The organism is Ornithinibacillus contaminans (genome assembly GCF_001038425.2).
Classification (GTDB): domain Bacteria; phylum Bacillota; class Bacilli; order Bacillales; family Amphibacillaceae; genus Ornithinibacillus; species Ornithinibacillus contaminans.
Window position 1 is genome coordinate 113,656 of the sequence record NZ_LDPV02000050.1, and the last position, 14,161, is coordinate 127,816.

Sequence of the window (14,161 nt, forward strand, 5' to 3'; positions counted from 1 at the left end):
CACAACAAACCCTTCATCACGTCATGTTTTGTTACTCTTGAATATCGATTAGATTGAATGGTTCACTTCCAGTTGGGTGCGGTACATAGTTCACAATACTGCTTTTTGCAGCAAGCGCTGGTGTTGTATGAGCGATTGGTAGCCACGGTGCATCCTCATGAATAATTTCCTGTGCCTGCATGTATAGCTCAGTACGAACATCTTGTTCCATTTCTATTTGAGCTGCTTTTAGAATGTCATGAAGCTCATCATTTTGATAGAATGCAATATTACCCGCAGATCCTACCTTCGCATTATCCTTATCTAATAGAACGTATAAGAAGTTATCTGGGTCTCCGTTGTCACCAGTCCAGCCTAGAAATGCCATTTCATGATCCCCATTCTCTGTAGCTGCTAGGTGAGTATCCCAGTCACTTTCAATAATTTCTACATTAATATTTACTTCCGCTAACATTTCTTGAATTGCCTGTGCTGTTACTTTTGGTTGTGGCATATATGGTCTTGGATTAGAGAAGGTATTTAACGTAATATCAAACCCATCTGGATATCCAGCCTCTGCCAGTAAGGCTTTTGCTTGTTCTACATCATAACCATAATCTTCAATCTCATCATTATAGCCCCATAAGGATGGTGGAATTGGGTTTTTCGCTGCTTCTCCAATCCCTTCGTATAATGACACTAATTCTTCTTTATTAACCGCTAAGTTAATCGCTTGACGAACCAGTTTATCCGCCAATGGCCCTTCCTTTGCAGTATTCATCGCTAAATAAGCAACGTTCATAGAAGGTCTACGAATAACCTGTAAGCTATCATCACCCTCAGCTGTTCCAATATCCTGCGGGTTTAAATCCGCCATTAAATCAATTGTTCCTGCCTGCAATTCCATAAAACGAGCGCCATTATCTGGGATGACGCGGAAAACAACTTCATCAACTTTAGCTACTTCACCAAAGTAATCCTCATTTTTAGATAAGGTAATGCTGTCATCTGGTACCCATTCTTCAAATACAAATGGTCCTGTTCCAACCGGGTTTTTGAAATAATCGTCGCCAAATTCTTCTACAGCATCAGGACTTGCAATCCCAAACGGCGGCATTGCTAATGTTTGTAGGAATGGCGCATTTGGTTCAGATAACGTAATTTTCACCTCATAATCACTTGTTGCCTCAACGCTTTCAATAATGCCTCCCATATCATCCTCAGAAGCGCCAAACATATAGCCGTAGTACACGAAATCAGCGGATGTCGTCCAACGTTCAAAGTTGAATACAACATCTTCAGCGGTAAACTCTGTTCCATCGTGGAAGGTAACATCATCACGAAGCTGGAATGTCCAAACTAATCCATCATCTGAAACACCCCATTCGGTAGCTAGCGCTGGCTTAACCTCGGTATTTTCCTCCTCATAACGAACTAACGTGTCATAGATTTGGTTAGTTACATAGATTGATTCACCATCTGTAACAGTTGATGGGTCAAGCTGAATGGAGTCTGCTCCACGGCCAAACACGAGTGTCTTCTTGCCTCCACCATCACCGTCTGCGTCTCCTCCTGCATCATTACCACATGCACTTAAGATCATGGCAATTACAGCTAATAGCATTACTACATAACGTTTCTTCAACTTATTTCCCCCTCATGGATTACTAAAATTTATTAAAAACGCAAGAATTGTATGGTTTCCTGCCGTTTTTTACGAAAGTTGTTCCTGTAAGATGACTTCTTTGACAAAGTGACATGCAGCCAGTTGTCCGCCTTCTGAAACAGGCTTTAGCTCCGGTTCTTGAAGCCGGCAAATTTCCTCAGCAAATGGGCATCGCGTATGAAATTTACACCCTGCTGGCGGATTTGCTGGAGATGGTAGGTCTCCTTTTAATATGATTCGCTCTTTTTCCAGCTGTGGATTCGTTTCCGGCACGGCGGATAAGAGTGCCTGGGTATAAGGATGTTTCGGATTACTATAAAGCTCCTTCGCTTCTCCAATCTCCACAATTTTTCCTAAATACATTACCGCGACACGATCACTGATGTGGTGAACCACACTTAAATCATGGGCAATAAACACATAGGTTAACTGAAATTCCTCCTGTAAATCCTCCATTAAATTAATCACTTGCGCTTGAATGGATACATCTAGCGCGGAAACTGGTTCATCACAGATGACTAGCTTCGGCTCTAATGCCAGTGCCCGGGCAATCCCTATCCGTTGCCGCTGACCACCACTAAACTCATGTGGATAACGATTTTTATGATAAGAGCTTAAGCCCACCACATCTAGCAAATATTCCACGCGTTGCTTTCGTTCTTTTTTTGCCATGCCGAAGATTTTCATTGGTTCGGATAAGGCTTGTTCAATCGTTTTTCGTGGATTTAACGAGGCATACGGATCTTGAAAGATAATTTGCATTTCCTTCCGAAGCCTCCGCAAGCTTTCTCCCTTATAGCTTGTGATGTTTTTACCCTCGAACCAAATTTCGCCTTCTGTTGGTTCGAGCAGCTTTAATGCTAACCTGCCAGCAGTAGACTTCCCACAACCACTCTCACCAACTAATCCAAGAGTTTCACCAGATTGCACGGCAACAGATATGCCATCAACCGCTTTTAAAACTGGCTTTTCACGGGTTAGAATCTTATCGCTTTTTAATGGAAAATGTTTTTTGACGTCTTTAAGCTCTAACAGCGTACTCATGTCGTTACCGCCTTTTTCACTTCTTCGTATAATAAACAACGTACTAAATGATTTTCATCAACTTGGATAAGGGTTGGATCTTGACTCAGACAGCTTTCCATTGCATGCTTACATCTCGGGGCAAAGCTACAACCCGCCGGCAAATTACTCAAATTAGGTGGTAGTCCTGTAATCGGGTTTAGCTTTTCTTTATTCGGTGAAATTTTCGGAATGGAGTTCATTAACCCTACTGTATAAGGATGTTTTCCATTATCAAATAACTTCTTTGTTTCGGTGAATTCTGCTGGTTTTCCAGCATACATGACCATGACACGATCACAAACCTCTGCCACTACCCCTAAATCATGCGTGATCATAATAATGGCCATATCTAGCTCCTGTTGCATTTTCTTAAACAGCTCCAATATTTGGGCTTGGATGGTGACATCTAATGCAGTAGTTGGCTCATCTGCAATTAGAAGCGATGGATTGCAGGATAGCGCCATCGCAATCATGACACGCTGCCTCATTCCACCACTGAATTCATGTGGATAATTTCGAATCCGCTTCCTAGGGTCTGGTATCCCAACCAAATTTAATAATTCGATTGCCCGTTCCTTCGCCTGTTTTTTGGTTAAATCTTCATGGGTCATGATCGTTTCCACTAATTGCTTTTCCACGGAAAAGACGGGATTTAATGAGGTCATTGGATCCTGGAATACCATTGCGATTTCCTTACCTCGTATACCACGCATTTGCTTTTGACTTTTCTGCAGCAAATCCTCACCCTTATAGAGAATTTCTCCATCCACTATCTTTCCAGGTGGTGATGGAACTAGTCCCAAAATAGACAAGGCTGTGATACTTTTGCCTGATCCGGATTCTCCTACGATCCCAAGTGTCTCCCCTGGCTTCACATCAAAATTAACGCCATCAACTGCTCGAACCACTCCAGTCTTCGTAAAAAAATGCGTATGTAAGTTCCTCACCTCTAACAGCGGCCTTACCGACTCCATTCTGTATCCCCCTTCGATGGCTTATAAAAATTACCAGATAAATACGAATTATATACATTATACATATCATTTCCAAAATTTATATTTTTTCTCTTATTTCTCAAAAGCGGTGCCTGTCACCACCCGAAATATGTCGAATCAGAGGGCTTTGGAAGACTTGTTGGTCGATTTTAGGATAGTTGTAACTTCCTATTTACAAGTAATCTATTTGATTGTACTATTGCTTAGGGACACGAAATATTAAAGGCGGAGAGACAACATGACAGTATTCATCCATGAATGGTCAGCACAATTAAAGACGTACAATACGAATATTAAGCTAGCAATCTGGGCCAATATTTATTCGCAAATTGGTTTGGGTATGTTTATGGTAATTTACAATATTTATATACAAGAACTTGGTATGAGTCATGAGGTCAATGGTCAAGTAATTGCCCTAACCTCCCTTGCAACAGCTATTATTCTCGTACCTGCAGGGATACTTAGTGACAAACTAGGAAGAAAGCGCATTATGTTCTATGGGGTTATTGCTGCGGGTATCGTTTTACTCTTACGTAGTGTTGTGGAGCTTCAATCACTTCTATTAATCGCGGGGTTTGCCACCGGGATTTTTACTGCGTTCTTACAAGTGTCGTCAATTCCATGGCTAGCGGAGAACTCGAAGCCAAAGCAACGTGTGCACTTGTTTAGTCTGCATGCTGCGATTATGACGGCAGCTAGTGTGATTGGTAGTTTGCTAGGTGGAACTTTAACCGATTTCTTTTCACTGTTTACATCAGAGCTAACCAGTATTCGGTACACGTTAATCATTGGGAGTATTTTCTATTTAGTTGCCTTTATTCCGATTCTAAAAATGGAAGAACGAGCAAAACCAAAACAAGAGACAGCGAAGAAAATACCGTTTAGAGAATTTTTTCAATCCAATAAAACCGGTTTTAAAGTCATTGCCTTATTTGCGGTAGCACAGCTTCTCATCGGATTTGGTAGTGGACTTGTTATTCCATATCTCAATCTATATTTTGCCGATCGTTTCGAAGCAACCAACTCGGTCATCGGACTAATTATTTCCTTAGGGCAAGCGGCAACTGCTGTCGCAATGTTCATTGGGCCTCTCGTCGTGAAAAAAGTAGGCGAAGTAAGGGCTGTTGTTTACTTACAGCTTTCCTCACTCCCATTTTTATTGTTGACGGCTTACACCGAAAACCTAGTCCTTGCAACGATTGGTTTTCTATTTAGACAGGCGTTAATGAATGCAGGAAATCCAATTCAATCATCGCTGATGATGTCAAAAGTGGATGACTCTGTTAAAGGGTTGGCTAATTCAATCAACCAAATGGTATTTCAATTAGGATGGGCATTTATGGGACCTATCTCAACAGCAATTGTCATGTTAAAAGGAGCTTACTGGGGATATGCACACGTCTTTACCATTACGGCAGGATTGTATTTAGTAGGATCCTTGTATTTCCTTATCGTATTTAGATCGTTGAAATCTAGCGATCAATAAGGTAGATAGGACATAAGTGACTTTATCGAAGAAAATCCGAACTAACTATAACTTTGGGGTGCATATAACTTCGTATATTCCCTACCCTAAATTAGTGCTTTAATAGCATCTAAATTTTCTTTCGTCCCTTTACTTACTCATTTCACTTATGTCCCAACCTCTTCTTATAACTTAATAGAAACCTTCGTACCGTCTGATGCTTGTAGATTCAATATTGTTGTTCCTCTATAATTCTGGAATTCTTTAATGGTAATCTTTAGAAGTGGTTTAATTAATTGCTTATTAATCGGAGGATATATTCTAGTTGTGTCCATCGTAACGTTATCCATATTTCTTGTTATTCGTTTCCATACATAATTAGAGCAAATTAAAGAACTAGCAAAATATAAGGAAAAATACGGTAATAGGATTGTTAATTTAATTGAATTCTCCAATCTAATTTTAACCTTTATCATCTAATCACCTATTCAACAAATATGGAGATTTTATCACCATTTCCAGAAGTGATATCTACAATTTGCCCCACAAGTTCTTGATCAATTGCTTCGATAATTAAATCAACATCTAGGTCCTTGACATACTTTTCTGCCTGCGGAATATTGCCAGCAATGCCATGCCCCGTCTTTAAAATGACTTGAAAAAGTCGGATTGGTAAATTAACGTTTACATTATCGTTCTCTTCTGACGTAATACGGACTTTTAGAGTCTTATCAAGATAACTCTTGGATGAAGAAGATTTAACATTTCCTTCCTTTTCCTTTAATAGGGATATTAGTTCTGCAGCCTTATCCGCATCAATCTTTCCTTGCTCCATCATGCTTAATACTTTCGCAATTTCTTCCTTCATATTCCCTTCCTCCTCTATTCTTTTAACATCGCTATTGCTTCTTCAGGAGAAATTTCTCCTCTTTCTAACATACCAACAATTTTACGCTCGTCAGTAACCTGTTTTGGCTTTGTATCATGTCCAAGGCCTTCAATAATGTCATTCAACTTGCCTCGTACAGTTGGATACGAAATACCAAGCTCCTTTTCAACCTCTTTAATGTTACCTCGGCACAATAAAAATGTTTCAATAAATTGAAGCTGTTCTTTCGATAGTAAAGATAGATTTGAAAACGAAAATTCATTTTCAATTGTTGTATCACAGTGATTACATTGTAACCTTGTGACAGTAAGTGTGTTTTGACAAACTGGACAATTCGTTAATAATGGGTGCGGCATACCAATTCCCTTTCCTTCTTTTGCTATCATTATATAATCAGTCACACGGAATGTAAACAATATTTTAAAATATTTAATGATTTAGTTGTCGTATGTCAATAAAATTAATTATCTTATTAAAATTATTAAGTTTATTTTCGCGCGAACTTCCTTACTTCTAGGTGAATATCCTATTAAAGCAGTAATTATAGGAGGAATACGTATGCAAACATTCTATACCGTACAACCCGGAGATACATTAAGTGGAATAGCAAGAAGATGGGGAATTCCCCTGAATTCCTTAATCGCTGCCAGTAATGTACAGAATCCAGATAGAATTTTTATTGGTCAACAGCTCGCCATGCCGCCTGGTATTGAACGCTACCGGGTACAGGCAGGTGATTCTCTTTATCTAATCGCAGCTAGCTACCGCGTTCCGATTTCGGTGATAATAGAAGCAAATAATTTAACTGCTCCATACACCATTTATCCTGGTCAGCTGTTAGAAGTACCCCCTGGGGTTTCCTACTATGTTGTACAGCCTGGAGATTCACTTTATCAAATAGGCTTACGGTATAATGTCACAACTGGTGGACGTGTGAATACGGAATTAATTCAGTTACTAAACAATTTAACCTCTACAACAATTTTTCCTGGAATGACCCTAGAAATTCCATATGCCCCGTTAGGCGAACAGGAAATGTTTGCTTATACCGCTGGTGATGCCAATGGCTTTGATATTTGGTTATACAACGGGGCAACTGGTGCAAATCACCTACTGACAACTGGATTAGGAGAATCCTTCTCGGTACCGTATTGGTCTCCAGATCGGGGAAGAATTGCTTTTGTCGGGAAAAATAATATTCTTTACGTTATCAATTTAGGTACAGGAGAAATCGCCAGCATCGATCAGTTTCCTAATGAAGCAGGGATTTTCTTAAACTGGTCACCAGATGGCGAGTGGCTTGCCTATTCAAAAGGAAGTACTATTACGCTCTATAACATCACGACACATGCGGCACATCAAATCAACCAGTCTGGCGCAACTGATGTACAATGGTTCCCAAATGGACGTGAACTAATTTTCCAAGCACATGATTCGAATGGGATTAGTCAATTGTATCGGATTGGTGTAGATGGAACTGGCTTACGACAGCTTACTGCTAATACGGAAGGAAATTTAAATGATGTAAGACTTTCACCAAATGGAAGCAAAGTACTCTACACGACTCCTGGTGCAAGTATCTCCATTATCCACATACTAGACCTATCTACCGGAAATACAATGGAAGTACCAGGTGGGCCATTAGCCAAAAATTACTTCCCAACTTGGTCTCCTAATTCGTCTTCCATCGCCTTTAGCGCAACTGCTTATGAAGATAGAGGCTACTATTCGCTTATTCGATTGGTAACTAACCAAGGAGGAAGGGAGCAAACCGTTGCAATTTCCAACTGTTTTTCGAGTCCTGTTGATTGGTCTCCTCATCAAACGAAACTAGCCTATCTTTCTGGATGTTCCGCTGATGCGGCAGCGAGCGAAATATGGGTTACTGATTTACGACACCCTGCACCAAGACGACTTGTAACACGCAACAATATCATGGCCGTACAATGGGCACCTACAAGCAATAGTACATCGAAAGCAACTTTCCGAAACCCTACCTTTCGCATTCAATTCCAGTACCCAGCTGATTGGATTCATATAACTCCGGAGCGCTTTGAAGGACCTGAAGGATTTTTCCAAATTAGTGCTCTCTCATCTTCCGGTTCACTTGATGACGTATGTCAAAGTGATGCTTACCATCAGTTAATGCCATATGGCTCCAACCCTACCATTACAAGAATTCAAATTCAATCACAGGAAGCATGCTTTATTTACCCATCTGACGACCAGCCACAGCTAATGAATAATCAGGCGTCCATCATTATACGGTACCCAACTCCAGTTGTAATTGGTGGTAACACCTATCAATTCTTTGTTCTTTGGGCTGATAAATACCATATTGAAGAGATTGCTTCGACTATTCAATTTCTCTAAAATTCCAGGAGGCGCAAATTCCCTACCGCCTTCTTTTTTCTATTCCCGCTCTACTCAAACTTCACACTAACTTAACAGTAGGTTTACAATCCGTTGGTATAATTTACTATATATACTATCGGTGGAGGTTAAAACTTGAAAAGCTCGGAAAAGAAAATACGTCGCAGCAAACGAAATATCAGTCTTCGGAGTCGCCTTTTAGGCATCTTTATCACACTACTTACGATTTCTATTACAGCTGTTGGAATAAGTTCCTACACGCTTGCACGAAATGCCACAATTGAATCCATTGAAAACCGTCTCGTTCGTGAAGCAGAGCTTATGGGTTACATTGCTGAAAACCTAAAATTCCTGTATGTCAGTGATGATGACTACTTTATGCAACAACTGGAAAGTAATATTCGCGCGCAAAAAGAAAAACTTGCAAGTGATGGGATAACTTCTGACTATTTCTACCTCACCGGAGATAGTGTTGCAGCATTTAATGTTAGTACTAATTCCTTACCAGAAATCCCTGAAACCCTCGTCCAAACCATTAGCGAAATGAAAAAAGGACTGCTACAGCACACAATTGATGGTGAGGAATATACGTTAAGTTTTCAAGAAGTGGAAGGTATTGATGGTATCTATGTTGTACTAGTTCCAAACGCTTCCTATATGGCTACTATCAATCAAATGGCCTACTACATAATTGGTATCATCTTGATTAGTATTAGCATTGCAACGGTTGTCGTGTTATTTTTTGTTCGCAGTATAACCAAACCACTTGGACTCTTACGGGAAAAAATGAAGCAAATACGCACTGGTGATTTGCGTGTGGATTCCAATGTGATTCAAACAAAAATACCGGAAATATCCTCATTAAGTACAAGCTATCAAGCCATGATCACCAATATGCGAGCGATGCTACATCAAATCAAGGATACAACCGCTAACTTAGAACAGACCGGTCAAGAACTACAGCAAGCTTCTAATGGAACACTTGCATCTAGCCAGGATTTAATCGATGCCATTCAAGCCGTTAAACAAGGAGCAGAACAAACAGCAAGTAGCTCAGAAGGGAGTTCAGAATCCTTTAGAGCGATGACAGTAAAGATTGATGACATGATGAAAAGCATGGAAACGATCTTTTCTAGCTCCTATGACATGAACGCCTCTGCTAAACACGGTGAGCAAAGCATGGCGGAATTAATCAATACGGTACAAACCTTCCGAGATGATTTCGACCATTTAACCAAAACAATTAAAGATGTTCAAAACTATTCTAGTTCCATTAATAAGCTAGTCGATTTGATACAAGGGATTGCCGAGCAAACGAAACTACTCTCTCTAAACGCGTCAATAGAAGCAGCACGAGCTGGTGAGGCTGGAAAGGGATTTGCGGTTGTTGCTAACGAGGTTGGAAACCTTGCTCAACAGTCATCCAGTGCAGCAGTTCAAATTACCGAGTCGATTATGAATATGGAAGCTGTTACCCATACCGCTACGAAGGAATTTGAGCAAATGTTAGACAAGACGAACACAACATTAAAAAAATCAAATGAAGCTAAAGTATCGCTTGATGATTTATTACAAGAAATTAAAGTTGTCAGCACAGAGCTTCAAGGGGTACAAGGAGAACTAACAGACCTAGAGAACATTTTACCAACGTTGGAAAAGGAATCCCTCGGCTTCCTTTCCGTGTCACAGGAAACCCTTGCCAGTGCAGAAGAAATGCTAGCTACAAGCGACAATCAATTGAAGCAAGTAGAACAGACACATGCTATCGGATTAAAATTAACCGATCTCTCCAAATCATTAACCGAAAGCACCAAACATTTAAAATAACAAACTAAAAAAGACTGTGCTCGCTGAACACAGTCTTTTTGTATCATCAATTTTTGGGGGGGGAGATGAAATTTTAATTCTTAACCGAAACGTCCAGAAATATAATCTTCTGTACGAATATCGGTTGGGTTCGTAAAAATCGTATCGGTCACATCAAATTCTACTACTTCACCGTCCAAGAAGAATGCCGTACGATCTGAGATACGAGCAGCCTGCTGCATATTATGCGTGACAATAACGATGGAATAATCCTTCTTCAATTCCTGTACTAAGTCCTCAATCTTCAAGGTAGACTTCGGATCCAGTGCAGAGGTTGGCTCATCCATTAAAATAACATCCGGCTCGATTGCTAGTGTCCGGGCAATACATAGACGTTGTTGCTGTCCACCTGAAAGTCCGTAAGCATTTTCCTTTAACCGATCCTTCACTTCATCCCAGATGTAAGCACCACGCAGACTCTTTTCTACGATCTCGTCTAGTATCTTTTTGTTACGAATACCATGAACTCTTGGGCCATAAGCAATGTTATCATAAATCGACTTCGGGAATGGATTTGGCTTTTGGAACACCATGCCCACATGAGTTCGTAAATCCTCTACTTTAAAGGATTTATCCAAAATACTTCTTCCTTTATACGTAATCTCACCGGTCGTACGTACAGTAGGAACTAATTCAACCATGCGATTTAAGGTTTTTAAATAAGTCGATTTTCCACAGCCTGATGGACCAATAATCGCCGTAACCTCTTTCTCATTAATAGCAAGGTTGATGTCCTTTAGCGCATGTGTATCTGCATACCAAAGATTTAAATCCTTTGTATCAAATACTACATCATTTGGTTGTGCTGTTGTGATTGTATCGTTGTTAGTGTTGGTTTCCATTCTTATATTCTCCTTAACTGTTAAAAGACTCATGAATATCCTCCTTCATATTAGTTAGTAACGAGGATGCCTAAACAATGATTAGAAACGTTGTTGGAATTTATTCCGGATTAAGATTGCTGCTGAATTTAGTACAAATAATAGAATGAGTAAGACTACAATCGTTGCAGCTGCAAGATTTGCATATTCGGCTACTAATGATGAATCAAGTGTCCAGTAATAAATTTGCATTGGCAGTGCGGTAAATTTATCAAAAATCCCACCTGGGAACGGAATAATCAACGCTGGTATTCCAATGACAGTAAGTGGTGCTGTTTCCCCAATCGCACGAGAAAGGGCCAAAATCGCACCAGTTAGAATACCTGGTAAAGCTGCCGGTAAAATAATGTTCTTAATCGTTTGCCATTTGGTTGCCCCCATACCGTAGGAAGCTTCACTTAGAAATTGTGGTACCGCACGAATCGCTTCCTGTGCAGCCACGATTACAATCGGCAAAATTAATAGTGATAATGTTAGTCCACCAGCTAAAATGATATTGCCCATCTCCATAGCACGAACAAAAATAGTTAAGCCTAAAATTCCGTACACAATCGATGGCACCCCAGCAAGGTTGGCAATATTGGTCTGGATAATTGCTTGCAGACGACCTTTTTTAGCATAAAGTTCTAGATAGATTGCTGTACCAATTCCCAAAATAAGCGTAACTGGTGCAACCACGACCATCATCCATAGGGTTCCAAGTACCGCTCCCATAATTCCAGCCCGATCAGCACTAGTAGATAATCTTCCAGTTAGAAAATTCCAGTCAATCCAGCCAAGACTATCGGCCACAACGCGATAAATTAATATAGCTAAGACTATTAGTCCAAATAAGGTAGCAAGAAAGAATAGTGCTTTAAGGATATTATTTTTAACAATTCGTCCCGTCATACGTTTGGAAACTTGTTCTGCATCGATATATTTCATGATTAGTATTCCTCCCTGAACTTACGAGAGACATATCTGGCAAGTAAATTCATGATTAGCGTAAATACAAACAATGTCATCGCAACCGCATATAAGCTGTAATAAATCGTGGATCCGGCCGCTGCTTCTCCACCAGATACTTCTACTATATAAGCCGTCATCGTTTGCATGGACTGGGTAATATCAAAGGTGAAATTTTTGGAACTACCACTGGCAATAGTAACAATCATGGTTTCCCCAATGGCACGAGATATCCCTAATACAAAGGAAGCAATAATACCAGATAATGCGGCTGGTATAACCACCTTGAATGTTGTTTCTAGCTTGGTAGAACCTAAGCCCAAGGCACCTTCACGCATTGCGTTTGGCACAGATGTCATGGCATCCTCTGATAGCGAAGCGATCATCGGGATAATCATAATCCCCATCACAATTCCCGGACTCAAAATATTCGTTGCTTCTACTTCTGGCCAAATTGAACGAATGAGTGGCGTCACGAATGTAAAAGCAAAAAATCCATATACAATCGTCGGAATCCCGGCAAGAATTTCTAGCATTGGTTTCAAAACTCTTCTCACTCTATCGGAAGCATATTCACTTAAATAAATTGCCGCCATAATCCCGATTGGCCCTGCCACAAGCATTGCAATTAAGGATGAGATGATAGTCCCATTAATAAGCGGCAGTACACCAAATTCTGGGTTTTGACTAAGTGGTTTTAAAACCGTCCCCGTAAAGAATTCCCAGATTGGTACTTGTTTAAAAAATTCAACTGTTTCTGATAGTAACGTTACAACAATTCCAACGGTTGTTAATATCGAAATGATAGCAAACAAGAAGAGCAATATTGGTATTACTTTCTCTGTGACACTCGTTATGCTCTTGGATTGCTTGTTTTTTTGAATCATCCCTTTAACATCAACACCGTTTTTCTCGTTTCGCTCGATGTTTGCTGCCATACGGCGCGGCACTCCTTCCAAATCTAAAAAGTCACAATAAGATGAGAGCATATACGCGCCCTCATCTTATGGTATTTTAAGTCTTTTGTTCTATGATATATTCAATTATTGAAGAGCTTTTAATTCGTCAACTAGTGCTTGCGCTTCTTCATCTGGAATTGGAGCGAAACCTGTTTCACCTGCAAAGTCATTTGCATTTTCCATCACATAGATTGCATAGTCTAATACTTGAGGTTTTTCTTTTGCTAGGTTTACGTTCAAGTACGTGAATACTGGGCGTGTGAATCCTGCATAGTCACCATCTTCAGCGATTGTGTCAAGAGATGGAATAACTGGGCCTTCACCAAAGTCAATTCCTGTTGCTTGAACTTTTTCTTTGTTAGAGTCATAGTAACCAAAGCCAAAGAATCCAATGGCATTCTTGTCTTCAGAAACTAATGTTACTAATGTTGAGTATTCTTGTTGAAGATTAATACCTTCTACTAGATCTTGCTCTTCTAAAATTGTTTCATAGAAGAATTCGTAGGTTCCATGATTTTCGTTTGGACCATACGTTTGGATTTTTTCACTTGGCCAGTCCGGATTAATGTCAGACCAGTTAGTGTATTCGCCAAGGAAGATTCCTTTTACTTGATCAACCGTTAATTCTGTAGCCCAATCATTTGCTGGGTTAGTTACGATCGTTAAACCATCTAGTGCAACTTTTAATTCTTTTACTTCTATTCCAAGTTCTTCCGCTGCTGCTTTTTCTTCATCTTTAATTAAACGAGATGCATCATTAAAATCAGTTCCATTTTCTTGTAGGAATTTTTCAAATCCTGCAGAAGTACCTGCGCGGCTTACTTCTACTGATACTCCTTGTTGTTCATTAACCATATATTCTTCTGCTAATCGTGACATTAATGGATAAACCGTACCAGATCCATCGATTACAACACTGCCTTCTAGTTCTGCTGAAGCCTCATCGCCACTTCCGTTATCTGTGTTTTCAGAAGCGTCATCCCCTGTGTTATCTTCTGCGTCATTCCCACATGCTACAAGCACTACTGCTAGCGCTGCAACGAATAGGAACATCAAGTACTTTTTGAATTTCATC

Annotated in this window: 13 protein-coding genes; 3 read left to right on the forward strand and 10 right to left on the reverse strand. The window is 40.0% G+C overall.

Annotation, left to right across the window (positions count from 1 at the left end; translation table 11 throughout):
• Window positions 1-31 precede the first annotated feature (31 nt).
• From JF53_RS13755 to JF53_RS13765, 3 genes are all read right to left on the reverse strand, one after another.
• Window positions 32-1,603 (reverse strand): ABC transporter substrate-binding protein, encoded by a 1,572-nt coding sequence (locus JF53_RS13755; RefSeq protein ID WP_047980411.1) that lies wholly within the window; start codon window positions 1,601-1,603, stop codon window positions 32-34.
• A 90-nt stretch (window positions 1,604-1,693) separates the two neighbouring features.
• On the reverse strand, window positions 1,694-2,689 hold the full coding sequence (locus JF53_RS13760; protein ID WP_047980324.1) for an ABC transporter ATP-binding protein: 996 nt from the start codon (window positions 2,687-2,689) through the stop codon (window positions 1,694-1,696).
• A complete protein-coding gene (locus JF53_RS13765; RefSeq protein ID WP_047980323.1) occupies window positions 2,686-3,684 on the reverse strand; it encodes an ABC transporter ATP-binding protein in 999 nt (332 codons plus the stop codon). Before JF53_RS13765 ends, JF53_RS13760 begins: the two co-directional genes overlap by 4 nt.
• A 259-nt stretch (window positions 3,685-3,943) precedes the next feature.
• Between JF53_RS13765 and JF53_RS13770 the strand changes: the two genes are divergently transcribed.
• The gene (locus JF53_RS13770) at window positions 3,944-5,191 is read left to right on the forward strand and encodes an MFS transporter (protein ID WP_047980322.1); all 1,248 of its coding nucleotides are present in this window, start codon (window positions 3,944-3,946) and stop codon (window positions 5,189-5,191) included.
• Between the two features lie 164 nt (window positions 5,192-5,355).
• On the opposite strand, the gene JF53_RS13775 is transcribed toward JF53_RS13770, so the two are convergent.
• The 3 genes from JF53_RS13775 to JF53_RS13785 are packed head-to-tail and all read right to left on the reverse strand — an operon-like array spanning window position 5,356 to window position 6,415.
• On the reverse strand, window positions 5,356-5,646 hold the full coding sequence (locus JF53_RS13775) for a hypothetical protein (RefSeq protein WP_047980321.1): 291 nt from the start codon (window positions 5,644-5,646) through the stop codon (window positions 5,356-5,358).
• A gap of 8 nt (window positions 5,647-5,654) precedes the next feature.
• On the reverse strand, window positions 5,655-6,038 hold the full coding sequence (locus JF53_RS13780) for a hypothetical protein (protein WP_047980320.1): 384 nt from the start codon (window positions 6,036-6,038) through the stop codon (window positions 5,655-5,657).
• Between the two features lie 14 nt (window positions 6,039-6,052).
• Window positions 6,053-6,415, reverse strand: coding sequence for a DUF2089 domain-containing protein (locus JF53_RS13785; RefSeq protein WP_047980410.1), 363 nt, complete (start codon window positions 6,413-6,415; stop codon window positions 6,053-6,055).
• Between the two features lie 202 nt (window positions 6,416-6,617).
• Here JF53_RS13785 and JF53_RS13790 point away from each other — a divergent pair, with 202 nt between their 5' ends.
• The gene (locus JF53_RS13790; protein WP_047980319.1) at window positions 6,618-8,432 is read left to right on the forward strand and encodes a LysM peptidoglycan-binding domain-containing protein; all 1,815 of its coding nucleotides are present in this window, start codon (window positions 6,618-6,620) and stop codon (window positions 8,430-8,432) included.
• A gap of 135 nt (window positions 8,433-8,567) precedes the next feature.
• On the forward strand, window positions 8,568-10,259 hold the full coding sequence (locus JF53_RS13795; protein WP_047980318.1) for a methyl-accepting chemotaxis protein: 1,692 nt from the start codon (window positions 8,568-8,570) through the stop codon (window positions 10,257-10,259).
• An 80-nt stretch (window positions 10,260-10,339) separates the two neighbouring features.
• Here the strand turns inward: JF53_RS13795 and pstB are convergent, their stop codons facing one another.
• The 4 genes from pstB to JF53_RS13815 all read right to left on the reverse strand — a co-directional run bounded on the left by pstB (window position 10,340) and on the right by JF53_RS13815 (window position 14,160).
• Window positions 10,340-11,140, reverse strand: coding sequence for a phosphate ABC transporter ATP-binding protein PstB (pstB, locus tag JF53_RS13800; protein WP_330218291.1), 801 nt, complete (start codon window positions 11,138-11,140; stop codon window positions 10,340-10,342).
• Window positions 11,141-11,221: 81 nt separating this feature from the next.
• A complete protein-coding gene (pstA, locus tag JF53_RS13805; protein ID WP_047980316.1) occupies window positions 11,222-12,106 on the reverse strand; it encodes a phosphate ABC transporter permease PstA in 885 nt (294 codons plus the stop codon).
• A 2-nt stretch (window positions 12,107-12,108) separates the two neighbouring features.
• Complete coding sequence (gene pstC / locus JF53_RS13810; RefSeq protein WP_047980315.1) at window positions 12,109-13,065, reverse strand: phosphate ABC transporter permease subunit PstC; 957 nt, start codon at window positions 13,063-13,065, stop codon at window positions 12,109-12,111.
• Window positions 13,066-13,170: 105 nt separating this feature from the next.
• Window positions 13,171-14,160, reverse strand: a complete 990-nt coding sequence (locus JF53_RS13815; protein ID WP_201777911.1) for a PstS family phosphate ABC transporter substrate-binding protein — start codon at window positions 14,158-14,160, stop codon at window positions 13,171-13,173.
• Between the last annotated feature and the right edge of the window lies 1 nt (window position 14,161).

Excerpts from the sequence above, each read along its gene's own strand:
- JF53_RS13755 (WP_047980411.1), bottom strand. The coding sequence starts at position 1,603 with ATGCTATTAGCTGTAATTGCCATGATCTTAAGTGCATGTGGTAATGAT.
- JF53_RS13760 (WP_047980324.1), bottom strand. The coding sequence starts at position 2,689 with ATGAGTACGCTGTTAGAGCTTAAAGACGTCAAAAAACATTTTCCATTA.
- JF53_RS13765 (WP_047980323.1), bottom strand. The coding sequence starts at position 3,684 with ATGGAGTCGGTAAGGCCGCTGTTAGAGGTGAGGAACTTACATACGCAT.
- JF53_RS13770 (WP_047980322.1), top strand. The coding sequence starts at position 3,944 with ATGACAGTATTCATCCATGAATGGTCAGCACAATTAAAGACGTACAAT.
- JF53_RS13775 (WP_047980321.1), bottom strand. The coding sequence starts at position 5,646 with ATGATAAAGGTTAAAATTAGATTGGAGAATTCAATTAAATTAACAATC.
- JF53_RS13780 (WP_047980320.1), bottom strand. The coding sequence starts at position 6,038 with ATGAAGGAAGAAATTGCGAAAGTATTAAGCATGATGGAGCAAGGAAAG.
- JF53_RS13785 (WP_047980410.1), bottom strand. The coding sequence starts at position 6,415 with ATGCCGCACCCATTATTAACGAATTGTCCAGTTTGTCAAAACACACTT.
- JF53_RS13790 (WP_047980319.1), top strand. The coding sequence starts at position 6,618 with ATGCAAACATTCTATACCGTACAACCCGGAGATACATTAAGTGGAATA.
- pstB (WP_330218291.1), bottom strand. The coding sequence starts at position 11,140 with ATGGAAACCAACACTAACAACGATACAATCACAACAGCACAACCAAAT.
- pstA (WP_047980316.1), bottom strand. The coding sequence starts at position 12,106 with ATGAAATATATCGATGCAGAACAAGTTTCCAAACGTATGACGGGACGA.
- pstC (WP_047980315.1), bottom strand. The coding sequence starts at position 13,065 with ATGGCAGCAAACATCGAGCGAAACGAGAAAAACGGTGTTGATGTTAAA.
- JF53_RS13815 (WP_201777911.1), bottom strand. The coding sequence starts at position 14,160 with ATGAAATTCAAAAAGTACTTGATGTTCCTATTCGTTGCAGCGCTAGCA.